The 20,607-nt window shown below is 68.7% G+C and carries 10 protein-coding genes; 5 read left to right on the top strand and 5 right to left on the bottom strand.

The window, feature by feature from the left end; translation table 11 throughout:
• Positions 1–214 precede the first annotated feature (214 nt).
• The 3 genes from dtd to BM417_RS25705 are packed head-to-tail and all read right to left on the bottom strand — an operon-like array spanning position 215 to position 3,631.
• Positions 215–640 (bottom strand): D-aminoacyl-tRNA deacylase, encoded by a 426-nt coding sequence (dtd, locus tag BM417_RS25715; protein ID WP_093599539.1) that lies wholly within the window; start codon positions 638–640, stop codon positions 215–217.
• On the bottom strand, positions 637–2,124 hold the full coding sequence (locus BM417_RS25710; RefSeq protein ID WP_245822167.1) for a DUF7782 domain-containing protein: 1,488 nt from the start codon (positions 2,122–2,124) through the stop codon (positions 637–639). The genes dtd and BM417_RS25710 overlap by 4 nt, the downstream gene beginning before the upstream one ends.
• Positions 2,125–2,134: 10 nt before the next feature.
• Positions 2,135–3,631: a PucR family transcriptional regulator gene (locus tag BM417_RS25705; protein WP_093599533.1), complete on the bottom strand. Its 1,497-nt coding sequence runs from the start codon at positions 3,629–3,631 to the stop codon at positions 2,135–2,137.
• A gap of 77 nt (positions 3,632–3,708) precedes the next feature.
• On the opposite strand from BM417_RS25705, the gene BM417_RS25700 reads away from it, so the two are divergent.
• A complete protein-coding gene (locus BM417_RS25700) occupies positions 3,709–4,023 on the top strand; it encodes a DUF3099 domain-containing protein (protein WP_093599530.1) in 315 nt (104 codons plus the stop codon).
• A 283-nt stretch (positions 4,024–4,306) separates the two neighbouring features.
• Here the strand turns inward: BM417_RS25700 and BM417_RS25695 are convergent, their stop codons facing one another.
• Both BM417_RS25695 and BM417_RS25690 read right to left on the bottom strand, forming a co-directional pair.
• On the bottom strand, positions 4,307–5,185 hold the full coding sequence (locus BM417_RS25695; RefSeq protein WP_093599527.1) for a carbohydrate kinase family protein: 879 nt from the start codon (positions 5,183–5,185) through the stop codon (positions 4,307–4,309).
• Positions 5,182–6,072 (bottom strand): pseudouridine-5'-phosphate glycosidase, encoded by an 891-nt coding sequence (locus tag BM417_RS25690; protein ID WP_093599524.1) that lies wholly within the window; start codon positions 6,070–6,072, stop codon positions 5,182–5,184. Before BM417_RS25690 ends, BM417_RS25695 begins: the two co-directional genes overlap by 4 nt.
• 31 nt (positions 6,073–6,103) lie before the next feature.
• On the opposite strand from BM417_RS25690, the gene BM417_RS25685 reads away from it, so the two are divergent.
• From BM417_RS25685 to BM417_RS25670, 4 genes are all read left to right on the top strand, one after another.
• Positions 6,104–6,355 carry a DUF3039 domain-containing protein gene (locus BM417_RS25685; RefSeq protein WP_090006425.1) on the top strand — a complete coding sequence of 84 codons (252 nt, stop codon included), beginning with the start codon at positions 6,104–6,106 and terminating at the stop codon, positions 6,353–6,355.
• Between the two features lie 500 nt (positions 6,356–6,855).
• A complete protein-coding gene (locus BM417_RS25680; RefSeq protein WP_093599521.1) occupies positions 6,856–15,546 on the top strand; it encodes a DNRLRE domain-containing protein in 8,691 nt (2,896 codons plus the stop codon).
• Complete coding sequence (locus BM417_RS25675) at positions 15,533–16,054, top strand: SMI1/KNR4 family protein (RefSeq protein ID WP_093599518.1); 522 nt, start codon at positions 15,533–15,535, stop codon at positions 16,052–16,054. Before BM417_RS25680 ends, BM417_RS25675 begins: the two co-directional genes overlap by 14 nt.
• A 22-nt stretch (positions 16,055–16,076) precedes the next feature.
• A complete protein-coding gene (locus tag BM417_RS25670) occupies positions 16,077–20,585 on the top strand; it encodes a ricin-type beta-trefoil lectin domain protein (protein ID WP_177320599.1) in 4,509 nt (1,502 codons plus the stop codon).
• Positions 20,586–20,607: the final 22 nt, after the last annotated feature.

Genomic DNA, 20,607 nt, shown 5'->3' with positions numbered 1-20,607 from the left:
CGGTCAGGACAGTCGCGCGTGGCGGTCAAGGCGGCGCGGCGCTGCGCCCTGGTTGCCGGTTGCGGCGGGCCCGCTCGGGATCCCATCGCTAGCTGGCTGATACCTGGGTAACGAAGACGATTCCGAATTCGTTCCCGACTTCCATGACCTGAAGACGTCATCGCAGTCACAGCGGTTGCGCGACTAATCTGAGGATTGCCTGAGAACCGTTTAGTCAGAGCTCGACGATCACCGTGAACGGACCGTCGTTCACGCTCCGTACCTTCATCTCGGCTCTGAATCGTCCCGTTTCGACGCGCGCGCCCTTTTGGCGTAGTTCCTGCACGACGGCGTTCACCAACGGTTCCGCGTGCTCGGGCCGGGCGGCCGCCGTCCAGGACGGACGGCGGCCCTTGCGGGTGTCCCCGTAGAGGGTGAACTGGCTGACGACCAGCAGCGGAGCACCTGTGGACTCACAGGACTGCTCGTCGTCGAGGATCCGCAGGCCGTGCAGCTTCTGCGCCATTTTGCGAGCGTGCTCGGCCGTGTCGTCGTGATGGACGCCGAGCAGCACCAGCAATCCGGGCTCGTCGATCGCGCCGACGATCGCCCCTTCGACTTCGACACTCGCTTCTGTGACGCGCGCCACAACTGCTTTCACGCGGGAATCAACATTCCGTGCCGGATGAGATCACGAACGATCGGCAAGGCCGCTTCTGCATCGATTTCTCCGTAAGCGAACTCGAGCAGCGCGAGCAGGTCCTCCAGCGGTAGCGAGCCGTTGCAACCGGCGACGAGCTTCGCCGTCGCCTCGTCGACCTCGTGCTGCCAGCCGGGCCCGTCGGTGCGGTGCAGGCGCGCGACGACCTTGCGCCAGCCCTCGTCGCCCGGCTCGGACACCTCTTCGAGCAGCACGGTGTCGGCGACCCGGAACCGCCGGCCCAGCAGGTCGGGATTCGCGCGCAGCCACGCGACGTTGTCGAGCCAGCGCGCCGCCTCCGGGCCCAGCGGGTCGTCGTAGGCGTGGCGCAGGTCTTCGCAGATGACCTGGGAGTGCATCTCGTCGGTGCGCCGCAGCGTCACGTAGCCGAAGCCGACGCCCTGGACGTCGTTCTCCTCGAACCAGTCCAGCCACGCGGCGGCCTTCTGGCGCCCCTCGGGGCTGCGCGGGTCGACGCCCGCGTCCTTGAGCCACGTGCCGACGTACAGGGCGGGCTCGGCGATGTCGCGCTGCACGAACCACGCGTCGATGCCGCCGCGCGGGAGCCAGCTGGAGACGCGCTCCTCCCAGTCCTCACCCTTGCGATGCACCCACGACGCGAGCAGCTGGCCGACGCCGCCCTCGTTGAGGAACGCGGGCAGCTGCCGGATGACCAGCGCCGACGCGTCGTCGCCGCCGAGGCCGGAGTCGCGGTAGACGAAGTCCACGCGCGGCGGGCCGACGACGAACGGCGGGTTGCACACGACCTGGTCGAACCGCCGGTTGCGGACCGGGCCGAACCACTCGCCCTGCACCGTCTCCACGTCGAGCCCGTTGATGCGGAACGTGCCCTGCGCCAGCCTGAGCGCGCGCTCGGACAGGTCGGTCGCGGTGATGCGCTCGGCGTGCGTGCTGGCGTGCAGCGCCTGGACGCCGCAGCCGGTGCCGAGGTCGAGCAGCGTGCCGACCGGCGTGCGCTTGGTCGCGCGGGCGAGGCTGATGGACGCGTGGCCGACGCCGAGCACGTGGTCCTCGGGGACCGCGCTGCCGCGCAGGTCGGAGTCGAGGTCGGCGATGACCCACCAGTTGTCCTCGTACGGCCGCACGTCCAGTCCGGCCTTCAGGTCTCCCGCGGTCTTGTCGACGGTGAGGATCTCGTTCCTGACGGCGTCGTCGATGTCGACTCCGTCGAGCGCCTTGCGGACGTCCTGCTCCGGCTCCTGGTCGCCCAGCAGGAAGAGGCGGATCAACGTGCCGAGCGTCCCGGCGTCCTTGCTCGCGCGGCGGGCGGGCTCGGGCTCACCTCGGCCGAGCGCGGAGTGGGCCTGGGAGCCGAGAGCCTCGACGACGCCGTCCGCGGTGTAGCCGGCGGTCTCGAACGCCCCGCGCAAACGGGCGCACAGGTCAACAGAAAGATCGGGGTGCACGGGTGGAGATGCTTTCACGCCGCCAGGGTCACCGTGAGTTCTGGAGGGTGATCTGGAGGGCGATGGCCATCGCGAGCCGCTGATCGGGATCGTCGAGGGGGAGCGGCGTCACCTCGGACATCTTCTGCATGCGATACCGCAACGTGTTCGGGTGCACGCTGAGCTCCTTCGCCGCCGCCCGCACGTCGCCCTGAGCCGCGAGCCACGCCCTCAGCGTCGTCGCGTACTGCGTCCCGTACTCGGCGTCGTACCGCAATATATTGGATATCGGCCCACGGGTCGGCAGTCGTCCGGCCTCGGCGACGGCGGCGAGCCGGTGCAGCAGAACCCGAGCCCACGCGTCGTCGTATACAACCGGTGTGCCGGTAGAAAGCGCGAGGCATTCGTCCGCTTCCTGCCGTGACGTGGGCAGCTGCGTCGCCTCGGCCGGACCTCCGATGCCCGCCAGCACCGTCGCCTCGGCCGGCAGCTCGCGGACCAGCGACCGCACCCACCCGACGGCGTCGTCGGCGGCCGGGATGACGGTGTAGAGGACGTTGCCGAACAGCGCGCTACGCCCAGGCCGTGACCAGCCGAAGCCCGCGGTGGCCCGCTGGAACGCGAGCACCGCCGCCCCGTGCTCGCCCTCGCCCGCATGAGCCTGGACCGCGATCACCCGCAGGTCGGCGGACGGCAGCCCGAGGCGCGCGACATCGGCGGACTCCGGGTGGTCGAGCAGCCGGATCACCAGATCCGCCTCGGCCTGGCGTTCGAGATCGGTAGACGCCCGCGACCGCAGCAGGTGCAACGCCGCCGTGCGCGCCCCGTCGACCAGAGCAGCACTCCGCGCCGCGTCGACCGGCCCTGTCACCTCGACCCAGACGGAGCCGAGAAGCTCACGACCCGCCCGCACCGCGGCGACGAGGCGGTTGCCCAGCTGCGGGGTCAGCTTGGGCACGAAGATCGGCTCGTCCGACGACGCGAGGTGCGTGAACACGCCGAACTCGTCCAGCGCCCGCCGCGCCTCCTCGGGAACACGCCGCCCGAGGATGGTCTGCACGCGAACGGGGTCGACGTCCTCCTGCCGGTAGGAGTAGGCGAGCACCCGGGACTGCTGGTCCTCGATCGTCACCGGCCCGCCCACGACACCCGCGATGACGTCCGCCAGGCCGAACAGGTCACCGGTCCGCGTACCGCCGTTGACCAGCGTCTGCGTGACGTTCGCGAGCTGCCCCCACGGCACCGACGGATCTACGAGCAACACCGCGGCACCGGACTTCTTGGCGGCGGCGATCACCCGCTCGTCGAGTGGCGGCTTCCCGTGCAACACCACGGCGGAAGCGGCGGTGGAAGACACCAGACGCGCAGCGGCGGCCACCGATGGAGTGCCCAGCCCCAAGAGCACATCGCCTGCGGCCGCCGGCGTGTTCTCCGCCGGATCGTGCAGGGCGACCCCGCGCAGTTCGGCGTCCCGCCCCCTGGGTGCGCAGGCCAGATGCGTGCCCAGACTGCCGAGCACGTCCACGAGGCGATCAAGGGCGACCACCCGCGGATGTTAACCGCCGACCGGGTGTCCCGGCGGTCACTCGGACGTGGGACCATGAGACACGTGGAGGTGGTGTCGTGAGCAGTCCCGACCGGAACGACACCCCGGTGTTGATCACCGAGGCGGCCCCGTCCTACGAGGAACAGCACGCCGCCCGGCGACGCAAATACGCGATCATGATGAGCCTGCGCTTCCCGTGCCTCATCCTCGCGGCGCTGTTCGCTCACATCTGGTGGCTCGCCCTGTTCTTCATCGTGCTGTCCGTGCCGTTGCCGTGGATGGCCGTGCTGATCGCGAACGACAGGCCGCCGCGCAAGACCAAGAAGGCCAACCGCTACGAGGTCGAGCGCCGCGCCATCACCCAGAAGAGCACCACCGTCATCGACGGCTGATCCGCCGCCGAATCCCGCACGACCGGCCCGTCGCCCAACGCCGCTCACCCCTTTGCAATGACTCTTTGGACTTTGTCCGCAAACGTCTCATTGCTAGGGCTGGCCCTTGCTCGCCTCGCCTTTGCAATGAGTCTTTTGCGGACGCCCGCAAACGTTTTTTGCATCCGGCCTGGCGAGGAGGGCACGGCGACCTGGGCCGATGGCCTCGGCGGCGAGGTTGGCGGGGCGTGCGGAGGGCACCGGTATATCAGCGGCGAGCTGATATACCGGCTGAACTCAGGGGCTAGCGGGGTGGTTGGGCGCCTACGACGCTGACCGCGCGGGAGCCTGCACGGACGCCGCCGAGGAGGGCGTCGCGCTTCGACGCACCGGACAGCCAGGCCGCGAGGAAGCCCGCGTCGAAGGCGTCGCCGGCGCCGGTCGAGTCGACGCACTCGGTGACTTCAGCGGGGACTGAGATCAGCTCGTCCGCGTCCACCCACGTCGCTCCGTCAGGACCAGAGGTCACCACGACGGCACCGACGTGGGACAGCAGGGACTTCGCCGCCGCCGGTTCGGAGGAGCCGGTGAGAGCGAGGAGCTCGTCGGCGTTGGGAAGCAGGAAGTCGACGCCGCGCACGTCTTCGAGGAACGCCTCGGCCGAGTGGATCAGGACGGCCGCCTGGGGGTCCACGGACGTCGTCCAGCCCGCGGCGCGGGCGGCTTCGAGCACGGCCAGGCCCGCGGGGCGTGAGGTGGCGTCGAGCAGCACGTAGCCGGACAGATGAAGGTGGCCGTCGGTGCCGGTGAGCAGGCCAGGGTCGAGGTCGGCGGGGGAGAAGCGGGCGTTCGCGCCGCGGTCGGGCAGCATCGAGCGCTGGCCGTTCTCGTCGACCAGGACGACCACGCAGCAGGTCGACAGTTCCTGGTCGACCGCGAAGGCGCACTGGACGCCGGCGTGGGTGAGTTCGGCGTGGACCTGGCGTCCGGCCGAGTCGGCACCTACGCGGGCCACCAGGACCGGTGAGGCGCCGCACGCGGCCAGCCACACGGCCGTGTTGGCGCCGGCGCCGCCGGGCTCGATGGTGACCTTCGCGCGCACGTCGCCGCCGTGGGCGATGGGGCCGGAGTGGCGGGCGACTACGTCCAGGCCTGCGTCACCGACGACAACGATCGGCCTCATCGGAACAGCTCAACAGCGACAGCGGCGGCGACCGAGGCGTTGTTGACGACGAGTTCCTCGTTGGCGTCGAGGCTGACGCCCTCGCTCGCGGTGTGGAAGTGCTCCAGCAGGACGGGCGTGACGTCCTTGCCGCGCACGTCCCCGTCGACGAGCTTCTGCAGGCCTTCCGCGAGCAAGCGGTCGTGCAGGTCGGTGTCCATCTCGAACGCGGCGGGGATCGGGTTCGCCAGCAGCATGCCGCGACCACCGGCCGCGAACACGGCGGCGGCTTCGGCGGCGGTCTCGACGCGCCACGGGACGTCGAACTCCGACTCGCGGCGGTAGAAGGCGGGGAAGCGCGAGGTCTGGTAGCCGACGACCGGCACCGAGCGGGTCTCGAGCACCTCCAGGGTCGCGCCCATGTCCAGAATCGACTTCACTCCCGAGCAGACGATCAGCACCGGCGTCGTCGCCACCACGTCGAGGTCGGCGGACACGTCCCACGTCTCGCGTGCACCGCGGTGCACGCCGCCCAGGCCGCCGGTCGCGAAGACGCGGATGCCGGCCTGGTGGGCCAGGGCCGCGGTCGACGCGACGGTCGTCGCGCCGCTGCGGCCCAGGGCGTAGGCGGGGCCCAGGTCGCGCAACGAGAGCTTCACGAGGTCGCCCTGGTTGCAGACGCGGTCGAGCTCGGCGGAGGTGAGGCCGACGTGCGGTACGCCGTCGAGCACGGCGATCGTCGCGGGAACGGCGCCGGCCTCCCGCACGACCTTCTCCAGGCGTGCGGCGACGGCCAGATTGCGCGGCGCGGGCAGCCCGTGGGACAGGATGGTGCTCTCAAGAGCGACGACGGGCCGGTTCTCGGCCAGTGCGGCGGCAACTTCATCGGCGATGTGCAGCGTGGTCACGAGGGGACATCATCCCAGGTACCCTGGGCGCGTGAGCACCCAGACTCTTCCTGAGGTCGACGTACGGCCGGACGAGACCGACCAGTCTTCGGACGACACGCCGAAGATGTTCCACTACGTGCGCAAGGCGAAGATCGCCGAGAGCGCCGTGATGGGCACGCACGTGGTCGCGCTGTGTGGCGAGGTCTTCCCGGTCACGCGGTCGCCGAAGCCCGGTTCGCCGGTGTGCCCTGACTGCAAGAAGATCTACGAGAACCTCCCTCCCGGCGGCGACGGCGACTGAGCCCCGCCCCTAGAACTTCATCACGCAGCCGCGCCCGGTGCCTCGATCTCACTCGAGGCACCGGGCGCGGCTGTCTCATTTCGCTGTCGTGATCTTGTGACCGAAGCGTGAGCGGCGGCGGCTAGCTTCGCGCCCGTTACATCCGCAGCGGTGAGTTTTCGCACCTTGACCAGTGGAAAGACCCCTGCGACGGTTCTGGCCGGGCCAGGGGAAGGTCCTCACAACCAACGCTCTGGGGGGAACGCGTGAGACACGCGTCGGGGTTTCGTGCTGCTCGTAGACCGGTTTGCTTATTGCTCGTCTTAGTCGTCATCCTGCCGATCCTGGGTGGCTCGCAGACCCCTTACGGCACCTTGGGAGCGTTACCGCTCGGTGCCTCGACCACCGCTCCAGAACAGCGCACCGGAACCGCTGACGGTTCCCCACGCAGCGCTTCCGCAGACTCCACTCGCGCCAACGCCCATCTCCCCAAGCGCGACCAGCCGCGTCCCGCGGGGGCCGTGCCTGACCAGGCACCCGCGCTGCCCGAGGTGAAGAAGTCCGCGCACGAGCAGCAGAAGGTCACCGCGAAGGTCGACCAGCCGCGGAACCTCCCCGCCATCGACCCGGACGCGAAGGAGAGGCAGGGCGACCGCACCGCCACCACGCAGACGTTCGACAACCCCGACGGCACCCGCACGCTCCGGCTGCACACCGGTCAGGCCAACGTTCAGCGCCCCGACGGTTCGTGGGCGCCCGTGGACCTCACCCTGCGCCCCGCCGACGGCCGGGTCGTACCCGCGGTCTCTCCTGTCGACCTGACCCTTGCCGCGACCAGTGCCGACGGCGCACTGGTCAGCGTGGGTTTCGGCAACGACCGGCGCCTCTCCTACGGCCTGCGTGACGCTGCCGGAGTCCGTGGCGAGACGCGGGGCCCGGAGATCGCCTACCGCGGTGCACGTCCCGGCGTCGACGTCCGGCTCACCGCCACCCGCACCGGCGTCAAGGAAGACCTCGTACTGGCCTCCGCCGCCGCGACGTCCACCTTCACCTTCGACCTCACGCTGGACCGCCTCCAGCCGCGCCTGACCGAGACCGGTGACCTGGAACTCGTCGACGGCGACGACGTCGTGGCGACCATCCCGGCCGCCTTCATGGACGACGCCGCCGGTGTCCGCTCGACCGACGCCCGCTTCACGCTCGAAAAGACCAGCGACCGGACCTGGGCGCTGCGCCTCGACCTCGGCCAGACATGGCTGCGCGACCCGGCCCGCGTCTTCCCGGTGACCGTTGATCCGTCGGTCGGCACGTACAACGCCGACAGTGACGACACCTTCGTGCGGACCAACGCCTCCGGCCAGTCGACCGCGCCGGAGCTGCAGGTGGGGCGGGTGGAGGGTCAGCCGACCGCTCGTTCCTACCTGCACTTCGGCGGCGCGCTGAACTCGTTGCGCGACAAGTACGTCGTCGGCGCCTCGTTGGTGATGGACAACATCTGGTCGCCCAACTGCACGCCCAAGCCGGTCAGCGTCTTCGAGGTCACCCAGGGCTGGAACGGGTCGACCATGAAGTGGCCTGGTGCCGCCGTCGGCCAATCGCTGTCGAGCAAGTCGTTCGCTCATGGTGCTCCTGGATGTGGTGACGCCTGGGAAGGGTTCGCGCTCGACGCCGACCTCATGACGAGGTGGACGCACGGAGCGGCGCTGAGCAACGGCCTTTCGGTACGCGCTTCCAACGAGGCGGACTCCGGCAGTGGCAAGCGTTTCGCCTCCGCCAACTCGGCGAACCCGCCGTACCTGGACGTGAAGTACTCCCCGGAGGGCGCGTCCTTCGAGACGACCGACGTGCTCCTGCCGACGAACACCCGTGCCGGCAACATGACCGTGAAGGTCACCAACCTCGGCCAGTCGACCTGGTCCACCGGCGGCGGCATCAGCTTCGGCTACATCGTCAAGCAGGGTGACACGGTCATCCGCACCCGCAAGGACTTCCGCGCGAACGTCGCGCCGATGCAGACCACCACTTTCACCGAGGTCCCGATCGACCCGCTGGCGCCGGGTGACTACCAGCTCTACCTGACCATGTTCACGCCGGACGGGCAGCAGGACTTCTCTGCGGCACACGGCGTTCCGTACGGCCGGGTGGACATCAAGGTCAGCAACGTTCCACCGTCGACCAACTACCAGCAACCCGGCAGCGGCGCGGTGGTCGAGTCGGTGACGCCGACCCTGTACGCGGAGGGCGTCGACGCCGACAACTGGCCTGCGAAGGGCCTCACCTTCAAGTTCCGGATCTGTGCGAACACCGATCTGACGGAGAACTGCCAGGAGTCCGGCTGGACCGGGCAGTCGTGGACGCCCAGTGCGACCGGGGCGCACGCGCTGCGCTGGAGCAAGACCTACTACTGGAGCGTCAAGGTCCACGACACCGTGGACGAGAGCGTGACCTGGGCGGGGCCGCTGGTCCTGTCGACGCGGGTGCCGCAACCGCAGATCACCTCGCACCTCGCGGGCAGCCCGAACTCGGCAGAAGGCCCCGGTCTCGACCCCGGCATCGGCAACTACTCGACCGTCGTCACCGACAGTTCCGTGGGCACGGCCGGACCCGACCTGACGATCAGCAGGACCTACAACAGTCTCGACCCGCGTCGCGACACGGCCTTCGGCGTCGGCTGGGCTTCGCGCCTCGACATGCGGCTCAAGCAGGACGACGACGGTTCCCGCAACGTCGTGGTGACGTACCCGAACGGTCAGCAGGTCCGCTTCGGGCGCAACCCCGACAGCTCGCCGCTGGGTGACGGAACCTTCGGCTCGCCACTGGGTGACAGCACCGAACTCGTCTACACCTCCGCGAGCGGCATCTACACGCTGCGTGACAACACCGGCGGCAGGTGGCGGTTCGACGTCCTGGGGAAGCTGATCGAGATCATCGACCCCACCGGACTCACCGAGCAGCTCGCCTACAACGGTGAAGACCGCATCGCGACGATCACCAACAAGACCAGCGGCCGCACGCTCACGCTGACGTGGCAGGGAAATCGGGTGTCGACGGTGTCGACGCAGGCGCCCGCCGCCAATGCCGCACCGCTCGTGTGGAACTACACCTATGAGGGCGAGAAGCTCACAAGGGTCTGCGTGCCGGGTGACGCACCGAACTGCACCACCTACGGCTACACGAACGGATCGCGTTACCGCAGCTCGGTCGTCGACGACAACCCCAAGGCCTACTGGCGGCTGGGGGAGACCACCGGCGACTCCTTCGCGAACGTGACCGCGCGCCAGGACGGCGAGAACTCGGCCACCCAGCACGGCGTCGTGCTCGGCACCGACGGCGCTCTCGGTGGCACCGCCGACAAGGCCGCGACCTTCGACGGCAACAGCAGCCACGTGACGTTGCCGGCCGATCTCACCAAGATGACCATGTCGCTCGCTGTCGAGCTGTGGTTCAAGACGACCTCGCACGGCACGTTGGTCAGCTACGCCGACAAGCAGTTCCCGGAGGGCACGGACAAGTCGACCCCGTTGCTCTACGTCGGCACGGACGGCTTGCTCTACGGCGGGTTCAGCAAGCGTGACACGGGTGGGCCGCGGCAGATCGTGAGCACCGCCGAGGTCAACGACGGCCAGTGGCACCACGCGTTGCTCTCCGGCGCCATCGACATCCAGACCCTGTACGTGGACGGCAAGAAGGTCGGAGAGGACCTCGCCGGGCTCATCGATCACAAGCAGCAGGGCAAGCTCGCGGTCGGCGCCGGCGTCGCCAAGGGCTGGCCGGCCACCAACGACGCCAACTTCCACTTCAACGGCTCGATCGACGAGGTGGCGGTCTACCAGCACTCGATCGGACCGCTCGCGGCGGCGCAGCACTTCGCGTCCCGCACCGAGATCGCCCAGCTCGACACGATCACACTGCCGCAGGACAACCGGCGGTTCGCGAAACTGACCTACGACGACGTCCAGGACCGGGTGAAGACCCTGGTCGACAAGCAGGGCCGCACGTGGTCGCTCGACACGCCGAAGGTGCAGGGCGCCACGCGCACCGCGATCGTCCGCGGTCCCAGCAACTACGGCGACTGGTCCTACGCGTACGACATCGACAACGGCGGCAGGCTCACCGGCCGCACGCATGACGGTGTGACGCGGAAGTTCGAGTACAACACCAAGGGCTTCCTGTCGGCATCTGTCGACGAGATCGGTTTGCGCACCGAGCTCACGACGGACGACCGCGGCAACGTGCTCAGCCGCAAGACCTGTCGTGCGCCGGGATCCTGCAACACGACCTACTACACCTACGTCCAGTCCACCGACCCTCTCGACCCGAGGCGAGACAAGCTGGAGTCCACTTCGGACGCTCGGTCAGCGTCGGCGCAGGACACCGGCTACCGCGTCAGCCACGCCTACGACACCGCCGGCCGCAAGATCAGAACGAGCTGGCCGGTGCCGGCCGGGCAGATCGGCGTGCCGACCGAGACCAACGTCTACGCGACCGGTGACGAGGACGCCGTCGGCGGCGGCAAGGTGCCGGTGGGACTGCTCGTCAAGACCGTCGGGCGGCGCGGTCAGAACACGCTGTTCTCCTACCGCGCCAACGGAGATCTCGCCGAGACGACGGCTCCGACGGGTCTGCGCGTGAGCTACGGCTACGACGCGATCGGCCGCCGCACGTCGGTCACCCAGGCCAACGCGGGCGGCGCCGTGTTCGGCACCACGACCACCGAGTACACCCCGCGTTCTCTGGTGGCCAAGGTGACCGAACCCGCTGTGACCAACCCGGTCAGCGGACTGCGGCACCAGAAGGTGACGAGCTACCGCTACGACGGCAACGGCAACGTGCTCGAGAGCACGGTGTCCGACGCGTTGCCCACCGCGAACGGTGGTGATCAGCCACGCACCACGTTGATGACCTATGACGCGCAGGACCGGGTCGTCCAGACCCAGCTTCCCGACGGTGGCAAGGAAATCCGCGAGTACCTCCACAACGGACTCACGGAGATCCTCACCGACGTGCAGGGCATCAAGTGGGCCTCGCAGTTCGACGAGAAGGGCCTGTTGCAGTCGCGGTCGGCGACGGGAACCGGTGTCGACCCGGAGGACCCGGGCAACACGGGCCTCGTCGTGGAGTCCAACGTCTACGACGACGCGGGCCGGTTGAAGCAGACGCAAGACGCCCAAGGGCGCACCACGTCATACCTCTACTACGACGACGGCCTGAAGGCGAAGACAGTCCGTGAGCACTACACGGCTCCGGACGGCCATGTCCAGAACGTTGTTCTGGAGGACTGGTCCTACGACCCTGCCGGCAACCCGACCGAGTTGGTGTCGCCTGGCGGCATCAAGAACGTCCAGACCTACGACGCCGCGAGCTTCCTTACCGGCACCACGCTGGACCCGCAGGGTCTTGCCAGGTCCACGACCTACCTTCGTGACGCCGACGGCAACCCGACGCGCGTCGAGACCCGCGGCGCGGCGGACCCGAATCGCGTCGAGACCAAGTCCTACGTCTACGACGGCGCGAACCAGGTCACCCGCGAGGACGTCTTCCTGGACGCCACCACCACGTTCTCCACGACCTACGACCGTGACGAACGCGGCCTGGTCAAAGCGCTGACCGACCGGCGCCAGCTGACGACCGACTACGCCTACGACCCCGCCGGTCGGCTCGTCTCGACCACGCTTCCGGCGACCGAGGTGTGGGTCAACGGCACTCGCACGCCCGGTTTCCGCCGCGTCGAGACGGTGGGCCGCAACGCTTTCGGCGAGCCGAGCTACAACAAGGGCAGCGACGGGGCGGTCACCGCGTTCGAGCGGGACCTGATGGGCCGGGCGGTGAAGACCAAGCTGCCCGACTACACCCCGCCCGGTGGGCAGGTCATCAGACCGGAGATCCTCGCCGAGTACGACAAGGCCGGTCGCACCACCAAGATGACCGACGCGCTCGGCCGGGTCACCACCCACGAGTACGACCCGTACGGCCACGTGCTGAAGACGACGGTGCCGCAGGTCGACGCGACTCCGAGCTTCATCAGCACGGCTTATTCCCGAGCCGGTGACGTGCTCACCAAGACGGACCCGAACGGCGCGCAGACCCGATTCACCTACGACGAATTGGGCAGGCAGGTCACTTCGACGCTGGTCGAGCGCTCGTCCGGCACGCCGGTGTACTTCACCACGACGATCAAGTACGACGCGTCCGGCAAGCCGGTCGAGGAGACCAACCCGATCGGCGCGGTCACCAAGAAGACCTTCAACACCGCCGGAGACGTGCTCACCGCGACCGACCCGACCAACCGGGTCACCACCAACACCTTCGACATCGCGGGCAGACTCGCCACGACGACCGACCCGGCCGGTTTGGTCACGGCGCTCACCTACGACCTGCTGGGCCGCCAGACCAAGATCGCGAACGTGGTGAACGGCGTCGAGAAGCGCTCGGCGAGCAAGGCCTACGACGCGATGGGCAACGTCGTGGCGGAGACCTCGCCGGAAGGCCGATCACGCACGGCCGTCTTCGACGAGCTCGGACGGCTCGTGACGCAGGTGGAGAAGGTCGACGCCACCAAGTCGATCACCACGCTGCACGGCTACGACAAGGTCGGCAACCGCAGCAGGTTCGTCGACGGCAACCAGAACACGACGACCTACACCTACAACACGCTCGGTCAGCCCGAGTCGATCATCGAACCGTCGACGACCGCCCACCCGAACGCGGCCGACCGCGCGTGGACGAGCGAGTACGACGCGGCCGCGCAGGCGGTCAAGCTGACCAAGCCGGGAGGTGTGGTCACCACTCGCGAGTACGACCAGCAGGGGCGGCTCAAGACGGAGCGCGGCAGCGGTGCGGAGGCCGCGACGGCAGACCGGTCGTTCGGCTACGACAAGTCCGGTCGTGTCATCCGCGTGTCGGGCCCCAACGGTGATAGCGGGTACATCTACGACGACCGGGGCAACCTGACCCAGTCGTACGGTGCGGCCGGCAACGCCAAGTACGCCTACAACGGCGATGGCACGGTCGCGACCCGCGAGGACACGAGCGGCACGGCGACGTTCACCTACGACAAGGCCGGTCGGATCGTCACGGTCGTCGACCCGCTCTCAGGGCGCACGGTCGACCTCGGTTACGACGCGGCCGGGCGGAACTCGCTGATCTCCGACCGCTCCGTCGGCGGGTGGACCAATCGACGCATCGGCTACGACGAGTTCGGCCGCACCGTGTCCGACCAGCTGGAACAGATGGTCGAGCCGGGTGCGCCCAGTTCCGTGATCATCGGCACCGAGTACGGCTACGACCGCGACGACAAGGTCACCTCGAAGAAGGTCACCGCGAAGTCGTCCACCCAGGACAACGCCTACGCCTACGACGGCGCGAGCAGGCTCACCCGGTGGACCGGCCCGGCGGGTGCGACGGACTACAGGTGGGACGGTGCGGGCAACCGCGTCGGCGTCGGCACCACGACGTACGCGTTCGACGAGCGCAACCGGCTCAAGTCGGGTGGCGGTGCGACCTACAGCCACACCGCCCGCGGCACCATCTCGTCGGTCACCGAGAACGGCCAGACGAAGAACTCGGCGTTCGACGCGTTCGACCGGCTGGTCACCGAGGGTGCGGCCACCTACGCCTACGACAGCCTCGACCGGGTCACAGACCGCAACGGCAAGAAGTTCCAGTACGCAGGCCTGTCCAACGAGGCCGTGTCCGACGGCACCCGCTTGATCAGCAGGCTGCCCGACGGCAGGGCGTTCTCCGACAAGAACGCCGCGGAGACGGCCAAGGGCAGGATGCTCTTCAGCGACCGCCGGGGTGATGTGATCGGCCGCTACCTCGGCGCGGCCGTCGACGGAACTCGCACGTTCGATCCGTTCGGCAAGGTGACGGCGTCGGCGGGCAACGTCTCGCCGATCGGTTTCCAGGGCGACTGGACGGACGCGGACACCGGCTCGGTCAACATGACGGCCCGCTGGTACTCACCGAACGCCGGCCAGTTCGCCAGCCGTGACGACTGGACCCTCGCCCCGACGCCGTCCGCTGCGGCCAACCGCTTCCAGTACGGCAACAACGACCCGGTCGGCAACACCGACCCCACCGGGCACTTCGTCCCGCTGGTGATCTTCGGCGTGGCGTTCGCGGCCGAGACGGTCGCCGCCGCGTTCACGACGACGGCGGTGGTCGCGGTCGGCTCGGCTGCGGCGATCGACACCTACAACAACTACTCGGACTGGAACCGCTCGCAGAACCGCCAGTCCGTGAACCAGGCCGCGAAGTCCACCCTCAACGTCGCGGGCGGTGTCGCGGCGGCCGGAGCGCTGGTCGACACGCTCCGCAAGTTGCTCGACGCTCTCGGCCGGGTCTGCTGGGTGGGTTGCGGTCCGAAGCCGCCGTGCGTGGGTCAGTGCACCACTCCGCCCGGTGGCGTTGACACCGTGCCGCCGGGTGGCGGTATCCCGACGCCTCCGCCGCCACCGCAGTGGCTGGTCGACGCGATGACCGCGATTCCGAAGCTGGCAGCGGGCTCGACCGTGGTCGGCAGGGCCGCCGCACTGCTCGCGACGACCTCCGCCACGGCGGTGCTCGACCGCACGGACGAGTACGCCGAGGAAGAGGTCAGGGTCACGAAGGACGACGACCCGGACACCAACTTCAACGGGTCCATGGACGCCCTGCTGAAGTTGATCGGCAAGACACTGCCGTACCTGTTCAACGGCAATGATGATGACGATGACTGCAACCCGTACGTCTTCTACGGTTCTTTGAACTACAAGGGCCAGGCGACGGGCATGAATGCTCGCCTCTGTCCCGGTGACATCGACGCGGCCAAGGAGCGCGGGACCGATGCCAGCAGCCACATCCATCCGCCGGGCTGGCCGGTCAAAGCCGACGGCTCGACCGCGAATCCGCGGAGAGGGCCGGACCGAATGGGGCGCAGCCACTTGCTGGCGAAAATCCTGGGCGGCCGGGGCAATGACCCGCGCAACCTCGTCACGCTCTATCAGGATCCGGTGAACAACTCGCCGGGCATGAAGACGTACGAGGCCATGGTGGACCAAGCCGTCAGAGCCGGTGAACCGGTCTTCTACAGCGTCATTCCGCTCTACAGCGACAGTCAGGACATGCCGACCGCGGTGAGGATGTACGCGCGAGGAGATAATGGATTCTGCGTGAATGTAACCGTTATCAACTCCCAACAGCATCAGGTGATGAACAATGGATCTTGTTGACACGTGGCGAGCCCTGCTTGGAGACGTGGGCAAGCCTGCCCCGCAGGTCGACTGGGCGGCTGTCGAAGCAGAGCTCGGCACCGCGCTGCCCGCGGACTACCGGGTGCTGGCCGAGAACTATCCCGGACTGGACATCGGGCAGTTCCTGTCGGTCTTCCATCCCGTGAGCAGCGGTCCCGACGAATTCAGCCTGCGGGAGTTCGCTGAGCAGACGCTCGGCAACCTCAGGAAGCTGCGGGAGGACGTGCCCGGTCTCATTCCGCATCCGCTTCATCCCGAGCCTGGTGGAGTGCTCCCGTGGGGTGTCACCGACAACAACGACTTCCTGTGCTGGCTCAGGAAGGGCGAACCGGACGAGTGGCCGGTCGTGGTGACGAGCGTCCACGAATGGTGGGTGCACGAGGGGAACATGCAGAGTTTCCTCGTCGGGGTTCTGAAGAGGGAGATCGTCTGTCCGCTCTTCCCGGACGACTTCCCCGATGAGGATGTCGTGGTCGAAAGCGTATGACCAACGTGAGAAACGGAATGAAATGAGAAGATTGCGACGTGCGGCCGTCTCGGCCGTGTGTTTGACGCTGGGGGCGGCTGTCGTCGCAACACCGGAGATGGCGCTCGCCGCGCCGCCAGGTGCCCAGAGACCGGACGTGGTGAACTCGGCCGGCGACGCGAGACCCGGTGAGTCGCTGCTCAAGGACGCCAAGGGCCGCACCGTCGTCTACGTCGAGGGCGCGCAGGAGCAGCAACTTCGCGCGGCCGTCGCGAAGGCGGGCGGCGTGGTCGCCGACACCGACCAGGGCCGGGTCAAGGCCGCGGTGCCGGGCGACAAGCTCGACGTGGTCGCAAGTCAGGCCGGTGTCACCGAGGTGCGGCTGCCGGACAGGGCCGTGCCGATGGACACCAAGTCCGAGGGTGTGGGTCTGTCCAAGGCCGACCTGTGGATCGCGGACGGCAAGAAGGGTGCCGGGGTCAAGGTCGGCATCATCGACGTCGGCTTCGGCAACCTCGCCGACGCCCAGGACAACGGTGACCTGCCGCCCACCGGGGCCCAGCTCACCATCAACAACTCGGGCTGCGTCGACGGCTCTGTGAAGACCCCGCACGGCACCGCCGTCGCCGAGGTCGTGCACGACATGGCGCCGGACGCGCAGTTGTTCCTCGCCTGCATCGAGGACACCGTCAGCTTCTCGGCCGCCGCGGACTGGCTCAAGCAGCAGGGCGTCCAGGTCATCACCGCCGCCGTGGGCTTCCTCAGCCCGACGGGGAGCCGCGGTGACGGCACCGGCCCCGCGGACAGCCCGGCGGACGTCGTCAAGCGCAGCCGCGAGTCCGGCATCCTGTGGTCGGTCGCGGCGGGCAACCAGGCACGCCTGCACTTCGCGGGCAAGGCCGCCGACGCCAACGGTGACAGCTGGGTCGAGTTCGCCGGTGGCGCGCAGAACAACGGCTTCCCCGTGGAGCCGGGCCGTGAGGTCACGGTCGGCCTCCGCTGGGACGCGTGGCCGACGACCAAGGAAGACCTCGACCTCTACGTCATGTCGGCGCCGCACCCGCCCACCAGCGACAACGACCCGGATCTGAAGGGCTGGTCGAAGAGGGCGCAGAAGGACACCCCAGGCGGGCTCAGCCCGACTGAGCAGTTCTCGTTCGCCAACACGGGCGCGGCGACGATGACCCACTGGGTCTACGTCAAGAACAACAACGCCAAGTTCATCACGCCGTTCGAGCTGTTCGTCAGCGGTCCGAGCGGGCAGTTGCAGAGCTACACCGAGGCGGGCAGCGTCACCGAGCCCGGCACGTCGCCGCACGTCATCGCGGTCGGTGCCACCGCACCGAACTCGGGTGCGGTGGAGGCCTACAGCAGTCGCGGCCCGTCCATCGACGGCCGGACCAAGCCGGATCTCGTGGCGTTCGACAAGGTGTCGACGACGACGATCAACCAGTTCTCCGGCACGTCGGCCGCCGCTGCTCACGTGGCCGGTGCGGCGGCGCTGCTGAAGTCGGCGAACCCGGCGCTGGACGCGATGCAGATCCAGACGTTGCTTCAGTCGAAGGCGTCGCCCAAGAAGTCCGACAACACGTGGGGCAACGGCACGCTCAACCTGGGCGCGCCGACCGGCACGCCCGCCGCCCCCATGGGAGCCAAGTTCACGATCGACCAGGTGCCGACGCGTGTGCTCATGGAGCAGTTCGCCGCTGGTGAGACCAAGACGCTTCCGTTCCCGTCCTTGCCGGGCGGTTCGAGCGCTGTCGCGATCACGCTGTCCGCGAAGGCCGCTCAAGCCGACGTGGGCGACTTCGCCATCGAGGTCGCTCCCGGTGACCCCGCAGCACTGGCGGGTAAGGCGCCGGCACTGAACGCGCGTGGTGACAACGCCCTCACGTGGCAGTCGCTGACGCTCTTCGCGCCGCTCGACGGTGCCCGGTCGATCAAGCTGCGCAACCGCGGCAACGGCCCCGCGTGGGTCGCGGTCGAGCGGATGGGTTACTTCCACCCGGAGCAGGGAACGAACACCTACTTCGCGAAGGCCGCGCCGGCTCGGGTGCTCGACACCCGCGGGTTCCCGGTCGTCGCGGGCGGTAACACCCGCAAGACGCCGCTCACCGGCGGCAACCCCGCGGAGAAGACCGTGGACGTGCAGATCCGCGATGTCGCGGGCGTGCCGTCGACCGCGACATCGGTGGTCGTGAACCTGACCGGGTTCGAGGCCACGGCGGAGCAGTACCTGGTCGCGCACGCCGGTGGCACCACCCACAGCGCCACCACGTCGGTCGCGGTGTCCCCCGGTGACAAGCGGACCAACCTCGTGGTGGTGCCGATCGGAGCGGACGGCAAGATCCGGGTGACCAAGGTCAGGGACGACTACACCGCCGGTGTGGCACTGGACGTCCTCGGCTGGTTCGCGGAAGGCGATGCCGGCGCCAGGTACGTGACGATGGCCGATGCCGGTCGCGTCGCGGACACGGCTACGGGGCTGGGTGTGCCCAAGGCTCCGGTCGGGCACGGCAAGACGGCTTCGTTCCAGGTGGCTGGCGTCGTGGGTGTTCCTGCCGCGGCGACCACGGCGGCCGTGGCGCTGACCGGGCGCGACGACAACCTCGGCACCGAGCTCAGCGCGGTGTCGAAGGAGGTCGGCTGGCTGGCGGCGAGCCAGGTGGCCACGCGCAAGACGGAGACCGCCTCCGGGCTCGCGCTCGTTCCCCTCGGGGCCAGCGGCCAGGTCCACGTGCGCAACGAACGCGGGCAGACCAAGCTCACGGCGGATGTCACCGGCTACTTCATCGGTGGCGAGCGGGTCGCGACCTCCGGTGTGGGCAACTGCGTCGCCGCCGCGGACGGTGCGGGCTTCAACAGCATCTTCGACGGGCGGCACGAGAACGATCTCGGCGGCTGGCAGTCCACCGGGACGAAGATGACGCAGGACGGCTGTGAGGCAGTCACCGCCAACACCAACGACGTCAACTGGTACGCGGCACACACGTACGGCAGCGACTACACGCTCAAGCTCGACTGGAAGGCCACGTCGGCGTCGTCCGACTCGGGTGTGTTCGTCGGCATCACCAACCCCGGCACCAACGCGGGAAGCCCGGGCCAGAGCGGTTACGAGGTCCAGATCGGCCCGACCGCAGCGTCGGGCACGCTGCAGACCGGTGGCATCGTCGGGATCCAGGCACCGACCACCACGTCGTCCGTCAAGCCGGTCGGCGACTGGAACACGTTCGAGCTCCGGTTCCGCTGGAACACGGTGACCGTGTTCCTCAACGGTGTGCAGGTGAACGAGCACGGCTTCTCCGACGCGACGGCGGCGAGCAGGAACACGTTCATCGGCATCCAGAACGACAACGTCGGTGACCCGGTGCGCTTCCGCAACGTGCGGATCAAGCGGGACACGCCGGTGCGGTCGGGCATCATCGAGAGCGTTGGCGGCCGATGCCTCGACATGTACAACGCCGACCCGATGCAGACGGTCGTCCAGCTGTTCAACTGCCACGGCGGCTTCGCCCAGACGTGGACGATGCACGGTGGCCTGGTGATGGCGGGCGGCAAGTGCCTGCGTGCTGTCGGCACCACCGACGGCACCGAGGCGGTCATCGGCGGCTGCGCGGGTGACGACTACCAGCAGTGGGTGCTGCGCGGGGACACCAGGCTGATCCACCGGGCGTCCGGCCGGTGCCTCACTCCACGCAGCGCTGCGAACGAGGCGAGGCTCGAACTGCGTGCCTGCACCACCTCGGACACGTCCCAGACGTGGAAGACGCCCGCGGTGTCGACCACGAGCAAGGTCGGCCAGGTCGTGACGCAGACGGGCAAGTGTCTCGACGTGTTCAACGCCGATCCGACGTTGAACAGGGTGGAGGTCCACCCGTGCCACGGCGGCGTGAACCAGTCCTGGGTCGCGCTCTACGACGGCACACTGCGGGGCTCCGGCAAGTGCCTCAACGTCGCGTCGCTCACTCCGGGAGAGGGCAGCTCCGTCACCCTGGAGGCTTGCAGCGGCGCGCAGCACCAGCAGTGGGTCTCGCAGCCCGACGGCACGCTGGTCAACCCGCTCTCGGGTCGCTGTCTGACGTCGGCGGGCACGAACCCGGGACCGATGACGATCACCACGTGTGGTGGCTCGCCGTCGCAGAGCTTCCGGCTGAGCTCGCAGACCACGTCGGTCGGCCAGGTCGTGGGCCTCGCGACGAAGTGCCTCGACGTGTACAACAACGACCCCAACACGATCAGGCTGCACGGCTGCATCGGATCGGCGGCGCACAACATCTGGTCCACCGGTGACGGCACTCTGCGCGTGCTCACCTACTGCCTCGACATCCAGCACCCCGGCAACGGGGCACTGGTGGTCGGTGCGGGGGGCGCCTGCCGCGGTGACAGCGGACAGGTCTGGTCGGCGCGCTACGACGGCACGATCATGAACCCGTTGTCGAACCGCTGCCTGGACGTGTACGGCGCACTGCCGGACGACGGCACGCAGATCACCATCGGGGACTGCCACGGCGGTCTGAACCAGAGGTGGGCGACACCGGTCAACCCGAGCTGATCGGATCGGGAGGACCTGCGGC

This window comes from Lentzea waywayandensis (assembly GCF_900115955.1).
In the GTDB taxonomy this organism is placed as follows: domain Bacteria; phylum Actinomycetota; class Actinomycetes; order Mycobacteriales; family Pseudonocardiaceae; genus Lentzea; species Lentzea waywayandensis.
This window is presented reverse-complemented; position numbering and strand designations above follow the sequence as displayed.